The 16,739-nt window shown below is 43.8% G+C and carries 12 protein-coding genes; 7 read left to right on the top strand and 5 right to left on the bottom strand.

Going from position 1 to position 16,739, the window contains the following annotated elements; all coding sequences use genetic code 11:
- Positions 1-122 precede the first annotated feature (122 nt).
- On the top strand, positions 123-1,781 hold the full coding sequence (locus tag QY309_02985) for a M28 family metallopeptidase (GenBank protein WKZ60442.1): 1,659 nt from the start codon (positions 123-125) through the stop codon (positions 1,779-1,781).
- 264 nt (positions 1,782-2,045) lie between these two features.
- On the opposite strand, the gene QY309_02980 is transcribed toward QY309_02985, so the two are convergent.
- Positions 2,046-4,511: an ABC transporter permease gene (locus tag QY309_02980; protein ID WKZ60441.1), complete on the bottom strand. Its 2,466-nt coding sequence runs from the start codon at positions 4,509-4,511 to the stop codon at positions 2,046-2,048.
- A 206-nt stretch (positions 4,512-4,717) separates the two neighbouring features.
- Here QY309_02980 and QY309_02975 point away from each other — a divergent pair, with 206 nt between their 5' ends.
- The 4 genes from QY309_02975 to QY309_02960 all read left to right on the top strand — a co-directional run bounded on the left by QY309_02975 (position 4,718) and on the right by QY309_02960 (position 10,771).
- Positions 4,718-8,128: a methylmalonyl-CoA mutase family protein gene (locus QY309_02975; protein ID WKZ61676.1), complete on the top strand. Its 3,411-nt coding sequence runs from the start codon at positions 4,718-4,720 to the stop codon at positions 8,126-8,128.
- A 135-nt stretch (positions 8,129-8,263) separates the two neighbouring features.
- Positions 8,264-9,034: an ABC transporter permease gene (locus QY309_02970; protein ID WKZ60440.1), complete on the top strand. Its 771-nt coding sequence runs from the start codon at positions 8,264-8,266 to the stop codon at positions 9,032-9,034.
- Positions 9,034-9,789 carry an ATP-binding cassette domain-containing protein gene (locus QY309_02965; GenBank protein ID WKZ60439.1) on the top strand — a complete coding sequence of 252 codons (756 nt, stop codon included), beginning with the start codon at positions 9,034-9,036 and terminating at the stop codon, positions 9,787-9,789. The genes QY309_02970 and QY309_02965 overlap by 1 nt, the downstream gene beginning before the upstream one ends.
- Positions 9,790-9,805: 16 nt before the next feature.
- Complete coding sequence (locus QY309_02960) at positions 9,806-10,771, top strand: MlaD family protein (protein WKZ60438.1); 966 nt, start codon at positions 9,806-9,808, stop codon at positions 10,769-10,771.
- A gap of 48 nt (positions 10,772-10,819) precedes the next feature.
- On the opposite strand, the gene QY309_02955 is transcribed toward QY309_02960, so the two are convergent.
- Complete coding sequence (locus tag QY309_02955) at positions 10,820-11,392, bottom strand: hypothetical protein (protein WKZ60437.1); 573 nt, start codon at positions 11,390-11,392, stop codon at positions 10,820-10,822.
- Positions 11,393-11,588: 196 nt separating this feature from the next.
- Positions 11,589-11,933, bottom strand: a complete 345-nt coding sequence (locus tag QY309_02950; protein WKZ60436.1) for a T9SS type A sorting domain-containing protein — start codon at positions 11,931-11,933, stop codon at positions 11,589-11,591.
- Positions 11,934-12,252: 319 nt separating this feature from the next.
- Between QY309_02950 and QY309_02945 the strand changes: the two genes are divergently transcribed.
- Positions 12,253-15,063 (top strand): pitrilysin family protein, encoded by a 2,811-nt coding sequence (locus QY309_02945; GenBank protein WKZ60435.1) that lies wholly within the window; start codon positions 12,253-12,255, stop codon positions 15,061-15,063.
- A gap of 47 nt (positions 15,064-15,110) precedes the next feature.
- Here QY309_02945 and QY309_02940 read toward each other — a convergent pair whose 3' ends face one another.
- Positions 15,111-15,698 (bottom strand): LON peptidase substrate-binding domain-containing protein, encoded by a 588-nt coding sequence (locus QY309_02940; GenBank protein WKZ60434.1) that lies wholly within the window; start codon positions 15,696-15,698, stop codon positions 15,111-15,113.
- A 29-nt stretch (positions 15,699-15,727) separates the two neighbouring features.
- Complete coding sequence (locus QY309_02935) at positions 15,728-16,261, bottom strand: adenine phosphoribosyltransferase (GenBank protein ID WKZ60433.1); 534 nt, start codon at positions 16,259-16,261, stop codon at positions 15,728-15,730.
- 69 nt (positions 16,262-16,330) lie between these two features.
- Here QY309_02935 and QY309_02930 point away from each other — a divergent pair, with 69 nt between their 5' ends.
- On the top strand, positions 16,331-16,735 hold the full coding sequence (locus QY309_02930; protein ID WKZ60432.1) for an OsmC family protein: 405 nt from the start codon (positions 16,331-16,333) through the stop codon (positions 16,733-16,735).
- The last annotated feature ends 4 nt before the right edge of the window (positions 16,736-16,739 follow it).

Below are 16,739 nucleotides of genomic sequence, written 5' to 3'. Positions count from 1 at the left end.
TTGATGTCTTCAATGTTCGGTTTCAAGTTATGGGTTATCCGCAATTCATCCAACCCTTTGTAAAAATGTTCGGGCACAAAACGCAATAAATGCGTAACATTGATACGCTTAAAAACTCAACTATGAAAAAACTGCCTTTCACACTTGTCATTCTTGCGTTGGTTATTTCCTGTGCCGAAAAAGAAGCCACCTTTAACCGGGAAGATGGCCTAAGCTCTTTTTCTGTTACGGGTATTGAAAATCACATCAAAATCTTGTCTGCCGATGAATTTACAGGCCGTAAGCCGTTCACGGAAGGCGAACGAAAAACACTGGCTTACCTGGAAGATCAATACAGAGCGTTGGGCTTGGAGCCGGGGAATGGCGAAAGCTTCCTGCAGGAAGTACCCATGGTGGAGATCACTTCTACAGCAGCGCCATCGATGGAAGTTAAATCAACGAAAGGATCATTCACCCTTGAAGGATTGAAAGATTATGTAATCTGGACGGAGCGCACACAGGAAACCATAGAATTAAAAGAGGAAGATCTGATTTTTGCAGGCTTTGGTATTGTAGCCCCCGAATACAACTGGAATGATTATGCAGGCCTGGATGTAAAAGATAAAATTGTGTTGGTGATGGTGAACGATCCGGGATTCGGTTCGGAAGATGCTTCGCTGTTTAAAGGCAACACCATGACGTACTACGGTCGCTGGACGTACAAATTTGAAGAAGCCGCGCGACAGGGTGCAAAAGGTTTATTGATTGTTCATGATGATGTACCGGCCGGTTACGGATTCTGGGTGGTGCAGAACAGCTGGAACGCATCGAAATTATACTTAGATACACGCGATAAAAATCCATACTTCTGTGCTACGGTAGGTTGGGTTTCCAATCCTACCGCAAAAAAATTATTTGAAGCAGCTGGTATCGATTGGGCTACTACCGTTTCGGCTGCACGTCAACCGGGCTTTAAAGGCATGCCGATGAACCTCAAACTCTCCACTACACTTTCAGTGAAATCGAAATACGACAAAACGTATAATGTAATTGGCAAGATTACAGGCGCAAAGCAACCAGACGAATACATCATTTACTCTACGCATTGGGATCACCTCGGCATTGGCAAAGCCGATGAAAAAGGTGACACCATATATAATGGAGCACTCGACAACGCCAGCGGAACAGCCGGCATGCTTGAGATTGCCAAGGCGTTTAAATCCATGAAAGCAAAACCGAATCGTACACTCATTTTTCTAGCTGTAACCGCTGAAGAGCAAGGGTTGTGGGGATCGGAGTATTATGCACAGAACCCGATCTATCCAAGAGAAAAAACCGTAGCCAACATTAATATAGACGGCATCAATCCGTATGGAAAAATGAAAGACATTGTGGTGGTGGGCATCGGACAATCTGATTTGGAAGATTACCTGAATGAAGAAGCGAAAGCCGTTGGTCGGTATACTTCACCAGAGCCCAATCCGGTTGCCGGATATTATTTTCGCTCCGATCATTTTTGTTTTGCCAAAGTGGGCATTCCTGCATTGTATACCGGAACGGGCATCGATCATTTCGAAAAAGGTGCTGAATACGGCAAGCAACTTCAGGATGAATACGTAGCCAAATACTACCACAAACCATCCGATGAATACGACACCTCACGCTGGAACCTGGAAGGCGCGGTAGACGATGCGAAGTTGTTATTCAACGTAGGCAAAAAATTATCCTTTGAAACTACATGGCCACAATGGAAGGAAGGATCGGAGTTTAAGGCTGTGCGCGATGCGTATATGAACAAGTAATTCGATTGATTAACAAAAAGTAGCATCCGTCCTACAATAAAAATTGAATGTCATTGCGAGCGGAAGGGTTGGCTGTAAGGAGGAGCGAAGCAATCCCCCACTACATAGAGAGAACTAAACGTACCCTTGGGATTGCTTCACGCCAACACACATAACTACGCCTCCGTTCGCAATGACGAAAGCGTTTAGGAATGAACCTGTCTCACATTAATAAAAACTTAAAGAGGTCTGTTTTATACCAGACCTCTTTTTTTTTATTTATCCTCATTCATACCTCAGAGAGTCAACCGGGTTTGTTTTTGCTGCACGCAACGTTTGAAAACTGATGGTTAATAATGAAATCAGCAGCACGGCTATTCCGGCACTTACAAAAACAAAAAAGGAAATGGTGATCCGGTAAGGAAAACTTTGAATCCAATCGCGCATAACCAGGTACACCAAAGGAACCGCGATCAAAACAGAAAAGCCAACCAGCTTCAGGTATTCTCTTGATAGCAATAGAAAAATCCCGTTTACCGATGAGCCCAATGCCTTTCGTATTCCAATTTCCTTGGTTCGTTGCGTGGCCGTAAAAGCCGACAACCCGAATAACCCGATACAACCTACCATAATGGCCAGAAGAGAGAACGTAGTAAACAGCTTGCCAAACTTCTTTTCATTCTCATATTGCATGTTGAAATAATCGTCCAGAAAGAAATGCTCGAAAGGATTTCCGGGGAAAGCTTTAGTCCAGGCACTTCGAATGCTGGCCAGTGTTGCGGGCAAATCGGTGGTGTTGATCTTTAAAGAATAGAATTCACCTCCGTAGGCCGTGCAATAAAATACAGTAGGATCAAGTGCCTTTTTGAGTGATACCTGATGATAATCGTTTACTACACCCACAACAATTCCATTCCACTGAAATTGTGGAACAGCAAGCGTTTGACCGATGGCGTCTTCAGGCTTTCCAAAACCTAAAAGTTTAACCGCTGATTCCGTAATAATCATGGATGTATCCGGATCGTTGGTAAAATCCTTTGAAAAACCTCTACCTGCCAACAGCTTCATATCGAACACATCAATAAAATCATAATCCATACTGTTGAATCGAACCGTAATGGCCGTATCATCATTGGCGCCATATTTTTTGATTACCGCCTTGTACTCCCGCTGTTTTCCCGGAATAGTAGCCGAGGTGCTGACCCCTTGAATGGTGGCATCCTTTTCCAGTTCATTACGAAACACATCTACATTGGAATAGAAAGCCTGACGATCACGCGGTGCAATTCCCGGTCGCTCAATCACCAGCACTTGTTTAATATTCATACCAATGTCTCGGTTCATCATAAAGTTAAGCTGATCATGCACGATCAATGTACCCGAGATAAGTGCTACAGAGGCAACAAATTGAAAAACCACCAACGACTTGCGTAACAGTAATCCCCTGCGGCTGGTGAGCATTTTTCCTTTCAACACCAAAACAGGTTTAAATGAAGACAAAACAAATGCAGGGTAAAATCCGGAAAGCAAAGAGCCCGCTAGCCATACCAAACCTAGTAACCCCAAAAACCAGGGTTGAACCAGGTAACTGAATGTAAGGGTCAATCCGGATAACTGGTTAAAATATGGAAGTGCAAGCGCGACCAATCCAAAAGCCAACACGAGGCTAAAGAAATTCACCGCCATCGCCTCCACAAGAAATTGCAAAATCAACTGGCCTTTAAACGCCCCCATTACTTTTCTCACGCCAACCTCATTGGCGCGTTCCATCGCTTTTGCCGTAGAAAGGTTGATGTAGTTGATCCACGCAATCACTAACACAAAAATTCCGATAATGGCCATGAAGAATACAATGCGCGAATCCCCATTCGGCTCTGGTTCTTCCGCCAGACTTGAGGTAAGGTGAATGCTCTTAAGCGGTTGCAAACTCAGTATGTCGTGTTGATTTCGTTCTTTCAGCGCAGGATTATATTTCTCTACAATTGCCCCGAATTTCTTCTCCAATGATTTTGCATCTGTTCCCGGCTGTACCGAAATAAACGTATACATATCTTTTCGTTGCCAGCTTTGATGGTATCGGTTAGGTGCCCACTCACCCCTGCCTAGCAAAGTTTTATAGGAAAACAAAATATCAAACTTCAGATGCGTATTCGGTGGGAGATCCTTAAACACACCGGTAACTTTTACCAGCTCGTTGTTGAAATCATCATCCTGCATGCGCAGCATTTTTCCGATTGGATCTGCATCTCCAAAATATCGCCTGGCGTATGATTCAGAGATTACGGCACAGTTGGGTTGAGCCAGTGCAGTTAATTTATCGCCCGCAATCATGGCGTAATCCATCATCGGCAGGAAAGAAGAATCGGCATACAGAAAACGTCTGTGTTTAAAAGCTATCGGGTCAGGTTTTGCATCTTCATACGTAATGATGACGTTGTTTTTATATCCCAGGTTATAAAGACGCGCGTAGCCTGTCACCTCCGGTAACTCCTCCACCAACGCAGGACCAACACCCGGATAATTTTCTGCGCTGGTCATAACCAGCTCGTTGTTGACATACGTAGTTAGCGATACCCGATATATGTGATCTGCATTCGGGATAAATGCTTCATAACTTTTTTCAAAATAAACATATTGGGCAATGAGCAAAAACACACACATGCCAATAGACAGACCGGCTATATTGAGGGATGAGAAAAAGGCATTTTTGCGTAGGGCCCGCAACGCGGAAAGGATGAGGTTTCGGATCATAAGGGGTAGTTTGGAAGGTACAACTCCAAAGACGAGCGGAGGTTACATAAAGTTTTGATGTTGTCCGGTTTTGGATGTTAACGTACGGGTGGCAGGTTAAGATCGTACACTTCAATGCAGTAGTGACTCACTTTTAGAATCCTAACCCCCGTTAGTAAAACCGTGTGTTAGTCCGTATTTTTGGCCTTGTTGAAGACTTTGAAGCTATGAGTACGGAAACCATTACCCCTAAGAAAACTGACAAACCCAACCTGGCTGGCCATCAGGCCCCGGAACCCTATAAACCCAAAAACAAAGTTCGTATTGTAACGGCTGCCAGCCTGTTTGATGGGCACGATGCCGCTATCAACATCATGCGCAGGATCATTCAGGCGACAGGTGTGGAGGTTATTCATTTAGGCCACGACCGTAGCGTGGAAGAAGTGGTGAACACCGCCATTCAGGAGGATGCACAGGCCATTGCCATGACCAGCTATCAGGGTGGGCACAACGAATACTTTAAATACATGTACGACCTCTTACAAGAGAAGGGCGCAGGACATATTAAAATATTTGGCGGAGGTGGTGGAGTTATTCTGCCCGATGAAATCAAAGAACTGATGGAATACGGCATTACCCGAATTTATTCTCCGGATGATGGCCGTGCACTGGGCCTTCAGGGAATGATCAATGATTTGGTGGAGAAGAGTGATTTTCCAACGGGGAAAACAATTAGCAATAAGCAGTTATCAATTAACAATTACGTACCGATAGCGCAGGCAATTTCAGCTGCGGAAAATTATTATGATGAGCATAAGGATTTCTTCAGCGAGATCAATAAAAAGGCAGCAACTTCAAAAGCTCCGGTGTTGGGCATAACCGGTACGGGTGGCGCGGGGAAATCTTCCATGGTCGATGAAATTGTGCGAAGGTTTTTAGTTGATTTTAAAGATAAAACCATCGGATTGATTTCCGTTGACCCATCCAAACGCAAAACCGGTGGTGCGCTGCTGGGTGATCGTATCCGCATGAATGCGATCAATAATCCTCGCGTGTATATGCGTTCGCTGGCTACGCGTCAATCCAACCTGGCGTTGTCGGCTTATGTAAAGGAAGCGATACAAATATTAAAGGCGGCTGGGTTTGATCTGATCATTTTGGAAACATCGGGTATCGGGCAAAGCGATACGGAAATACTGGATCACAGTGATGTTTCACTATATGTCATGACTCCAGAGTATGGTGCTGCCACTCAGCTTGAAAAAATCGACATGCTTGATTTTGCCGATGTGATTGCGTTGAACAAGTTTGATAAACGCGGTGCTCTGGATGCCTTACGTGACGTAAAGAAACAATACCAGCGCAACCACCAACTTTGGGATAAAAAACCGGAAGACATGCCCGTGTTCGGAACGATTGCTTCACAGTTCAATGACCCGGGTACGAATCAGTTGTATAAACACATTATTGATAAGGTTGTAGAAAAGACTGGCGCTGATCTCAAATCATCGTTTGAGATTACCCGCGAGATGTCGGAGAAGATTTTTGTTATCCCTCCGCACCGTACGCGCTACCTCAGTGAAATTTCAGAAAACAACCGCAAATACGATGAATGGGTAAATGAACAGGTGGTTGTAGCTGAAAAATTATTTGCATTCAACAAAACGATTGAGTCTGTTGCCGATGCCGACATCAAAAAAGTACTTCAGGCAGAATTTGATAAGATCAAACTCAACCTTGATCCGAAAAACTGGAAGTTAATTGAAGAGTGGAAAGAAAAAGTAACTAAATACAAAGAACCGGTTTTTAAATTCAAGGTTCGCGATAAAGAGATCGGTATTCAAACACACACCGAATCGTTATCGCACACACAGATTCCAAAAGTTGTTCTTCCCAAATATTCAAGCTGGGGAGATTTGTTGCGTTGGAGTTTGCAAGAAAATGTGCCCGGTGAATTTCCATACACGGCAGGTATCTATCCATTCAAGCGTGAAGGCGAAGACCCTACCCGCATGTTTGCTGGTGAAGGAGGACCAGAACGCACCAACAGACGCTTTCATTATGTAAGTCTGGCCATGCCGGCCAAACGTTTATCAACCGCATTCGATTCAGTAACCCTTTACGGTAACGATCCGGATTACCGACCTGATATTTACGGTAAGATCGGCAACTCGGGTGTAAGCATTTGCTGCCTGGATGATGCCAAGAAACTTTACAGCGGTTTCAACCTGGCCGATCCGAAAACTTCCGTATCGATGACCATTAACGGTCCGGCACCGATGCTGTTGGCCTATTTCATGAATGCCGCTGTCGACCAGCAATGCGAAATCTACATCAAGCAAAACGGACTGGAAGAAGAAGTAAAAAAGAAAATTGCTGACCTCTATAAAGGCAAAGAAAATGAACGACCTGCTTATCAGGGTGCGTTACCAAAAGGCAATGACGGACTTGGGTTAATGCTGCTTGGTATTACCGGAGATCAGGTACTACCAAAAGAGGTGTACGAAAAAATAAAAGCCGAGACATTATCACAGGTGCGTGGAACCGTACAAGCCGACATTTTAAAAGAAGATCAGGCTCAGAACACCTGTATCTTCTCTACAGAGTTTGCCCTTCGGTTAATGGGTGATGTACAACAGTACTTTATTGATAAAAAAGTAAGAAACTTTTATTCGGTTTCCATTTCAGGTTACCACATTGCCGAAGCTGGTGCCAACCCGATTACACAGTTGGCCTTTACGCTGGCAAATGGTTTCACTTACGTAGAATATTATTTAAGCAGAGGCATGGACATCAACGCCTTTGCTCCTAACCTGTCTTTTTTCTTCAGCAACGGGGTTGATCCGGAGTATGCCGTAATCGGTCGCGTTGCCAGACGAATCTGGGCGAAAGCCTTGAAGAACAAATATGGAGCGGATGCCCGTTCGCAGATGTTGAAGTATCACATTCAAACTTCTGGTCGCTCATTACACGCACAGGAAATCGACTTCAACGACATCCGCACAACCCTGCAGGCACTTTACGCGATTTACGATAACTGCAACTCGCTTCATACCAATGCATATGATGAGGCCATCACCACTCCTACAGAAGAAAGCGTGCGGAGAGCCATGGCTATTCAACTCATTATTAATAAAGAGTTAGGATTGGCCAAAAATGAAAATCCGTTACAGGGATCATTCATTATTGAAGAGCTTACTGATCTTGTTGAAGAAGCTGTGCTATCGGAGTTCGATCGCATCACTGAACGAGGTGGTGTATTGGGGGCAATGGAAACCATGTACCAACGTGGAAAAATTCAGGAAGAAAGTTTGTATTACGAAACATTAAAACACACAGGCGAATATCCGATTATCGGGGTGAATACATTCTTGAGTTCAAAAGGATCGCCAACAGTATTGCCACAGGAAGTAATACGTGCCACAACGGAAGAAAAAGAATACCAGATTTCGATGCTCCGAAACCTGCATCACTTCCATGCCGATAAAACAGTTGCCATGCTGGAGCGTGTACAACAAGCTGCCATCCAAAACAAAAACATCTTTGAGGAATTAATGGAGGCTGCCAAGGTTTGCTCGCTCGGGCAAATTACCAAAGCCTTGTTTGAAGTAGGCGGACAGTACAGGCGAAACATGTAGTCTTTAGTCCATAGTCCATGGCATTTAGTCAATGGTCTATGGACTATCGAAAATTGACTTTTGATCTATCTATAAATCAGTTTAATCGCTGACAAACATCAGTCTGCTTTTTAACCATACCTGATACTTTTAAGTATGGGTGTAGTTAAATCTTTACGCACATTTTTCCTGGAAACCGGCCAAATGACGTTGTTCAGTTGGCGGTATGTGAAGGAATTTCTCTTTCCTCCTTATGAATTCAAGGAACTGCTACGCCAATGCTACCTCATTGGAAATAAATCACTCGGCCTGGTTGGCGCTACGGGCTTCATTATGGGTGTTGTGCTCACATTGCAAACCCGACCTACCTTGGTAGAGTTTGGTGCGGAATCGTGGATGCCCTCAATGGTGGGCATTGCTATTGTTCGGGAAATCGGGCCGGTATTAACCGCGTTGATTTGTGCTGGTAAAATCGGATCCGGAATTGGTGCTGAGTTGGCATCCATGAAAGTAACCGAACAAATAGATGCCATGGAGGTTTCAGGAACCAATCCCTATAAATATCTCGTGATTACACGCGTCACCGCTTGCATACTCATGCTTCCGTTATTGGTAATCTTCTCCGATGTGGTTTCACTCATCGGCTCTTCACTGGTTGAACTTATCAAAGGAAAAGTGACCTTTCAATTATACTTCAGCAATGTTTTTACATACCTGAAGTTTAGTGATTTGATACCATCCATTACAAAATCCTTCTTCTTTGGGTTTGCCATTGGTATCGTTGGGTGTTACAAAGGCTTCACCTCTAAAAAGGGAACAGAAGGTGTAGGCCGGACAGCAAATTCGGCTGTTGTTATCAGCTCCATGCTGGTGTTCATTCTTGATTTTATTGCCGTTCTGATCACCGATATCTTTTACGAATTGTGATGAAAGCACCAGTCAACATCGATTCTCGCGAGCCTGTCATAACCATAGAAGACTTATGGAAATCTTTTGGATCAAACCATGTGCTCAAAGGTTTTAACCTGAATGTATGCCAAGGTGAAAACGTGGCTGTAATGGGAAAGTCCGGATCAGGAAAATCTGTATTGATTAAATGCATCATCGGACTTATTGCTATCGATAAAGGCACACTTAATGTGTTGGGCCGGTCCGTACCCGATCTAAACCAGAAAGAAATTGACGCATTGCGTACTGAAGTTGGGTTTCAGTTTCAGGGCAGTGCGTTGTACGACTCGATGACGGTGCGTGAAAACCTGGAGTTTCCACTGCGCAGGCATCCGGAAAAGGTAAAGAATATTTCCATCCATGAATTGGTGATGGAATCGCTGGAAAGTGTAGGACTGGCGCATGCCGTTGATATGATGCCCGAAGAACTCTCGGGTGGGATGAAAAAAAGAATTGCGCTTGCGCGCACATTGATCATGCGTCCAAAAATTATTTTGTATGACGAACCAACCAGTGGATTAGATCCGGTGACGGGAAGAGAAATAAGTTTGCTGATAAACGAAATACAAAAACGCTTCAACACGGCTGCCATTATTATTACCCACGATTTAGGCTGCGCTAAAATTACCAGTAACCGGATGGTTATTTTACATGAGGGTCGAAATCATGCGGAAGCAACCTACGATGAATTATATCAATCAAAAGATGAAGCCGTGAAGGCTTTCTTTACTTAACTATAAACGTAAAACCATGGAAAAGTCAACCGGAACCACCATTCGCCTTGGAATATTCGTCATCCTGGGTGTGCTTATTTTCACGGTTGCCGTGTACCTGATCGGGCAAAAGCAACACATGTTCAGTGAGACATTTGAAATTGCTGCTCACTTTAATAACGTGAACGGATTGCAACCCGGTAACAACGTTAGATTTTCAGGCATAGATGCCGGCTCAGTAACAGAAGTAAATTTTATGAACGACTCCGTTATTGAAGTAAGGATGCGCATTAAGGAAAGTCTGCGCCAGCACATTAAACAAAATGCCTTGGCGACAATTGGAACCGATGGCCTGATGGGAAACATGATTGTTAACATCTCCCCAGGAAAAGGTCAGGCATTACCCGTTGAAAACAACAGTCTTATTCAATCCTACAGTCGTATTAAGACAGATGACATTCTCAACACCCTGAACGTGACCAACGATAATGCAGCCATGCTAACACATGATCTGCTGGAGATTACCCAACAAATCAAAACCGGGAAGGGAACGGTTTCCTCCGTTCTATACGATACCACCTTGCGCAATGAGGTATTGTTGACTGTAAAAAATCTTCGGTTAACCGCGCAGAAAACCAACGAACTTATTCAGGAGCTAAACACACTTACTAATGAAATCAATCAAGGTCGAGGTACAATTGGCTGGCTATTAAACGACACCTTAACCGCGCACCAGGTAAATAACACACTTACTAAACTTCAACAAACCGGCACAAAACTTCAGGCTGTTTCAGATAGCGTCAGTATAGTACTTCAAACTATACAACAAGGTCAGGGAGCATTACCGCTCTTACTTTACGACACTGCGGTTGCTAAAGATGTCCAGCAATCACTGCAAAACATAAAAGAAGGAACTGCTTCATTCACTGAAAATATGGAAGCATTAAAGCGGAGCGCATTTTTACGCAAGTATTTTAAAGAACAGGAGAAAAAGAAAAAATAAAAAAAGCCAGAGTGATCACTCTGGCTTTTCATCATTAACTAATATGGATTAGAATGTCAGGGTTTCAATCAAACCAGCGCTATTGTAAACTTCGAACGTGAATTTCTTAGACTTTACTTCACTGAGGTTAAAAATTCTACCGAAGCTACCTGAAACAGTTTCCTGGTACGTATTGATCAGGTTCAGATTTTCGTCAAAAATCCTGACCTCAATTGTCTCTGTACCCTCATTGGCAACCATCACGGCAAACTTACGGGCATCCACTTCACGGGAAGCTACTTTGTTCGACTTTTGCTCAGGAGCATAGTCTACTGAAGCAGAAAGAACCTTATCACCTTGCTTCAACTGAATGGTGTATGTATCGGCTGCCATTCCTTTAAAGTTTACTGGACGAATAAATCCTTTTAGGCTTCTTACGGATTCACTGTAAACTACCTTGCCTTTACTATTTGAAATAGTAAGCAGCATTGCAGAAGGCTTCTCTCCTTCATAAATTAATTTGTAAACACCCGATTTTCCGGAGATAACAAACAAACCTGTATTGCTCGGATCATCGTTTGCAACAGCCAGGAAAGACGACACGGCCATCAGGGCTGTAAGTAATAATGATTTTGTTTTCATAGTTGTTAAATTTAATTACACTGCAAATGTACGGGCTTCACCAACCAAGGTTGCCCTATTGTAAGACAATCGTATTTTTTGAGTAAGAAAACGTTTGCGGAAATTTTTTATCCTGATTTGATCAATCAAATCAAAAACAAAGCTATTCCACCAACTTTTAGGAGGTTTGGTTTATGCACACGTTTACGGAGGTGAACTATCCTGCCGCTGTAACTACTGTGCTGGTCTGTCGGTGCTTCTTTCTGACTATTACCTTCTCTGAACCCGACTCACGGTCATTTGAAACACTCACCTTGTAAACACCAGGCGGTAAACCTGATAGATTATACGGCCTGGAGAATCCATTGCGCGCGCGGACAATTTCAGAAAACACAACCTGGCCGGATGAATTTCTGATTTCAATTTTTGTGCTACACCATTCACTGGATGAATACAACACCTCAACCGTAGCATCTTTGGTGATGAAGGTTACCCCTGGAATTTTCTCCGGCATATCCATCAAAGTACCATTGGCCCATGTTGCTATTGACAGTATCTGCAAACAAAAAATTAACAACATCTTTCGCATACCCACTTACGCTGCTTTCTATACTACACTATAGACGCTAAAATTCATTTTCGGTTTCAGCATTTGCGTTAAAATATCGTTAAGTCAAAAAAAATCGGATTTTAGCAAGCGCATACGCATAAGTTTGGGATGTTGATCTTTAAAATAACCATGGCTAAAAAGGGCAATGGTTTTTCTGATCGTTCAATCGTGAACAGAACTATCCCAAAAGCGAACAAAATTGGGTTAATGTGCTTTGGATATAAGGGCTTATCCTACTACTTTGGGTACCTCAAACTAAAAAACCCAAACTATGATGAAACGACAGATTTTTGTTTGGATTCTTCTGTTATTGCTGGCCGGAAATGGCTTTGCACAAAAGAAGAAATCCAAGTCCCCCGACAAGAAACCGGCAGAAACAACTGCTCCTTCACCCGAAGTTAAACCACAAACTCCCCCTCCAGCAAAAGTCACTTCTGTTGAAGGTATCACAGAATACAAGCTGCATAACGGCCTCCGCGTTCTACTATTTCCGGATGCCTCAAAGCAAACCTTTACCATAAACGTGACGTACCTGGTTGGCTCCAAGCACGAGAACTATGGAGAAACGGGTATGGCACACTTGCTGGAACACCTTGTTTTTAAAGGAACCCCTAAGTATCCGATCAATATTATGAAGGAACTGGAGGATCGGGGTGCAAGTTTCAATGGCACAACGTCATTGGACCGTACCAATTATTTTGAAACCCTTTCAGCGTCAGAAGAAAATCTGAAGTGGGCAATCGAAATGGAGGCCGATCGGATGGTGAATTCCTTCATCGCCAAAAAAGATCTCGACAGCGAAATGACCGTTGTACGCAATGAGTATGAAAGCGGAGAAAACAGCCCGATTGGTGTATTATTCAAAAAACTTTCCGGTACGGCTTACCAATGGCATAGCTATGGAAAATCCACTATTGGCGAACGCTCCGATATTGAAAATGTTTCTATCGATCGCTTGCAAGCCTTTTACAGAAAGTACTATCAGCCAGATAATGCTGTGGTTGTACTTGCAGGAAAGTTTGATGAGGGAAAAGCACTGAATTACATCAACGAGTTTTTTGGTGCAATTCCAAAACCTAATCGGGAACTTGCTCCCTTTTATACACGCGAACCTGTTCAGGACGGTGAAAGAACAGTGACTGTAAAACGTGTTGGTGATGTTCAGTACGTTGCACTCGCCTACCACATTTCGCCAGGTTCACATGAAGATTTTGCCCCGCTTTCGATACTTTCAAACATCATGACCACCCAGCCTTCTGGTCGGTTATACAAGTCGTTGGTCGATACTAAAAAAGCCAGTGCAGTATTCTCACTGACCCGTTCATCAAAAGAGCCGGGTTTGATGATGGCCTTTGCTGAAGTATTAAAAGAGAAGTCTGTTGAAGATGCCCGAAACACGATGGTGAAAACGTTTAACGATGTAGTTACAACTCCCCCCACCAAAGAAGAGGTTGATCGAGCAAAAACAGAAATACTGAAACAGTTTGAACTAAACTTTAATAATGCTGATCGCATAGGTGTATTTTTAAGTGAATACATTGCTATGGGTGACTGGAGATTATTCTTTCTGTACCGCGATCGGTTAGAAAAAGTTACACCCGATGATGTTCTGCGTGTAGCCAAGAACTACCTGAAAGATGATAACCGCACCGTTGGCTACTTTATTCCAACTGAAAAACCTGATCGCGCTGAAATTCCAGGCGAACCGGATGTAGCTGCTTTGGTAAAAGATTATAAAGGTAAGCAGGCCGTTGCCAGTGGCGAGGAATTTGACCCTTCACCCACTAACATTGAAGCACGCACTCAGCGTAGCACGCTGGCCAATGGCATGAAGGTGGCCTACCTGCCAAAGAAAACGCGCGGAGAGTCTGTGCAATTCCGCATGACTTTACGTTTCGGTGATGAGAAAAACCTGATGAACAAAGGTACAACCGGACAGTATGCAGCGCGTATGCTTGACAAAGGCACTTCGAAAATGACGCGTCAACAAATTAAAGATGAATTTGACAGGCTGAAAGCACGTGTGAATTTCTTTGGTGGTGCAACATCTGTAAGTGTTAACATCGAAACCACCCGCCCTAACCTGGCTGAAACCATTAAACTGGTAAGCCAGATTTTAAAAGAAGCTTCATTTCCAGCCGAAGAATTTGAAAAGTTAAAAGCTGAAGAGATTGCCGCAATTGAATCGCAACGAAGCGAACCACAGGCCGCAGCCTCCATCCGTTTACAGAAGCATACCTCACCATATCCCAAGGGTGATCCGCGTTATGCCGAAGATTTCGATGAATCGCTGGCTGCAATCAACGCCCTGAAGCTTGACGATGTAAAAAAATTCCATAAAGAATTCTATGGAACTAACCATGCCACACTGGCCATCTCAGGCGATTTTGATGCTAGCGAAATCAGCGCCCTTATCAGCGAGCAATTTGGTAACTGGAAAAGTCCTGCCAACTACAAACGCTTGGAGGCCAGGATTAAAAATGTACAACCCATCGATGAAAAAATTGAAACTCCCGATAAGGCTAATGCATTTTTCCTTGCCAGTTATTCCTGGGAGTACAGTGATGCCGAACCCGACTATGCAGCCTTAACGCTTGGTCACTACATGTTAGGTGGTGGTACTGCTTCACGATTGTTCTCACGGATTCGTGGAAAAGAGGGGATCAGCTATGGTGTTGGATCATTCTTCAGTGCAGGAAACCTGGATAAAGTAGGAAGCTTTACAGCCTATGCCATTTATGCTCCTGAAAATGTTGGACGACTGGAAGAGACCTTTAAAGAGGAGATTTTGAAGGCAGTTAATGAAGGCTTTACAGCTGAAGAAGTTGAAGCCGCTAAATCAGGCTGGCTACAATCCAGAACGGTTGGTCGGGCACAAGATGCCTCCATTGCAGGCACACTAAACAACTACTTGTTTACCGGTCGTACCATGGAGTGGGATGCCGAGCTGGAAAAGAAGGTTCAGGCACTAACCGTAGAAGAAATAAACGCTGCCATGAAAAAGCATTTGAGTTACGACAAGCTAAACATGGTAAAAGCAGGAGATTTTGCAAAAGCAAAGGCGAAAGCCGAAGGAAAGTAATCTCCTGAACGTTGGGTTAAAAGGCTACCCCGAACGGGTAGCCTTTTTTAGTTTAAATGATACGAGTCCTTGCTGATTTCTTCGCGCTGAAGTACGTGAAGCTGAAACTTTATTTTTGACAATAAAAACTTTTCTCTACCATGCTCTTCCTCGGTGAGTAATTTATATCGCTCCTGAATATCCAGGTGCAGTTCTTGCGCTATTGAGAACACATTAAAAAAGGCTTCATGCCTGGTGATTTTTCGTTTCTGTAAGTAATCCCTGAACTGCTCGCTTAGTCTGGCGCCCGGTAACGCGTGATGATCAGTCTCCCAGCAGGTAATTTCTCCACCCGGGTACAACTTCGACTTAAATGTGCGATACAGTTTATGCAAATAGAAATTATCCAGGCACTTCACAATAATATCCGACTCGCCACCGGGATAACGCTTGATTACACTCTCCAACTTCATCAATGAACCGATCTTCTCTTCGTTAATGGTATTGTTGAAATAAATACCAAAATGAATATCTGCGTTTTCGGCATCTTCCAAAAGTTGCTTATACCGGGGCTCGAAAATATGCAACGGCACCAATTCACCCGGTAGCGGCAAAAGCGAAAGCGGAAACATGGGAATGGTGGTTATGCGAGCCATAATGCTTTAACACTTAACTCCCTGAATGGTTAATATGTAACCAAACAATCAGGCTGAATACCAAATTCTTGTTCAAGAAGGGTGTACCCGGGTAAAAAAGACAAATTAATCAGGAAAGAAAATCCGGCTACCACCCCACCCGATTGCTTTACCAAACGGCCAGCAGCACCGGCTGTTCCACCCGTGGCCAACAGATCATCGTGAATCAGCACATTCCATCCTCGTTTTACGGCATCCACATGCATTTCAATGGCCGCAGTGCCATACTCCAGGGTGTACTTCTCTGAAAGTGTTGTGTACGGAAGCTTCCCCACTTTCCGCACCGGTAAAAAGCTACAACCCAACTCATGCGCTAAAATGCCTCCCAAAATGAAGCCACGGGCCTCCACAGCAGCAATGGCGTCAATCTTTCTGCTGCGAAAATGATCAGCCATTTCTTTCACAACTTCCCGAAATAGTTCGGGGTTTGACAGCACAGGGGTGATATCCTTAAACACAATACCCGGCTTGGGATAATCCTGAACATCGCGAATGCTTGCTTTTATTCTTTGCTCGAGCGTCATCGGTGGATTTTTATAACTTGCCAAAAATAAAGGAGTACCTACATAATTAAAACAATAACGTTCCTGTCTATGAAAATAGTTACCCGAATGCTTGAAGATGAGGTGTATGAAGCCACCAATGCGGCAGGACATGCCGTACGGATGGATATGCGCTCAGCCGATAAAAAGCAAGCACAATCACCCACTGAACTTTTGCTTTCATCGGTAGCCGGATGTGGCGCGGTGGATATCGTACTTATTCTTAAAAAAAGAAAAAAGACCATAACCGACTTTGTGATCGAAACCACGGGCACCCGCAGGGATGAAACCCCTCGCAGGTTCACCGACATTCATTGCAAATACATCATCACCTCTCCCGATGTTGAGGAAGAGGAGCTGAACAAAGTGGCAGCGCTATCGCTGGAAAAATATTGCTCGGTAGCTGCCTCTATAAGCAGTACCATCACATTCTCCGTTGAGGTAAGAAAACCGTAGTAGA

Source organism: Cyclobacteriaceae bacterium (assembly GCA_030584025.1).
Taxonomy (GTDB): Bacteria; Bacteroidota; Bacteroidia; order Cytophagales; family Cyclobacteriaceae; genus UBA2336.
Note: the sequence above shows the minus strand (reverse complement) of the source record. Positions and strands in the feature narration are given on the sequence as shown.

What these genes read in the sequence shown, in the direction of transcription:
- QY309_02985 (WKZ60442.1), top strand. Translation starts at nt 123, where the DNA reads ATGAAAAAACTGCCTTTCACACTTGTCATTCTTGCGTTGGTTATTTCC.
- QY309_02980 (WKZ60441.1), bottom strand. Translation starts at nt 4,511, where the DNA reads ATGATCCGAAACCTCATCCTTTCCGCGTTGCGGGCCCTACGCAAAAAT.
- QY309_02975 (WKZ61676.1), top strand. Translation starts at nt 4,718, where the DNA reads ATGAGTACGGAAACCATTACCCCTAAGAAAACTGACAAACCCAACCTG.
- QY309_02970 (WKZ60440.1), top strand. Translation starts at nt 8,264, where the DNA reads ATGGGTGTAGTTAAATCTTTACGCACATTTTTCCTGGAAACCGGCCAA.
- QY309_02965 (WKZ60439.1), top strand. Translation starts at nt 9,034, where the DNA reads ATGAAAGCACCAGTCAACATCGATTCTCGCGAGCCTGTCATAACCATA.
- QY309_02960 (WKZ60438.1), top strand. Translation starts at nt 9,806, where the DNA reads ATGGAAAAGTCAACCGGAACCACCATTCGCCTTGGAATATTCGTCATC.
- QY309_02955 (WKZ60437.1), bottom strand. Translation starts at nt 11,392, where the DNA reads ATGAAAACAAAATCATTATTACTTACAGCCCTGATGGCCGTGTCGTCT.
- QY309_02945 (WKZ60435.1), top strand. Translation starts at nt 12,253, where the DNA reads ATGATGAAACGACAGATTTTTGTTTGGATTCTTCTGTTATTGCTGGCC.
- QY309_02940 (WKZ60434.1), bottom strand. Translation starts at nt 15,698, where the DNA reads ATGGCTCGCATAACCACCATTCCCATGTTTCCGCTTTCGCTTTTGCCG.
- QY309_02935 (WKZ60433.1), bottom strand. Translation starts at nt 16,261, where the DNA reads ATGACGCTCGAGCAAAGAATAAAAGCAAGCATTCGCGATGTTCAGGAT.
- QY309_02930 (WKZ60432.1), top strand. Translation starts at nt 16,331, where the DNA reads ATGAAAATAGTTACCCGAATGCTTGAAGATGAGGTGTATGAAGCCACC.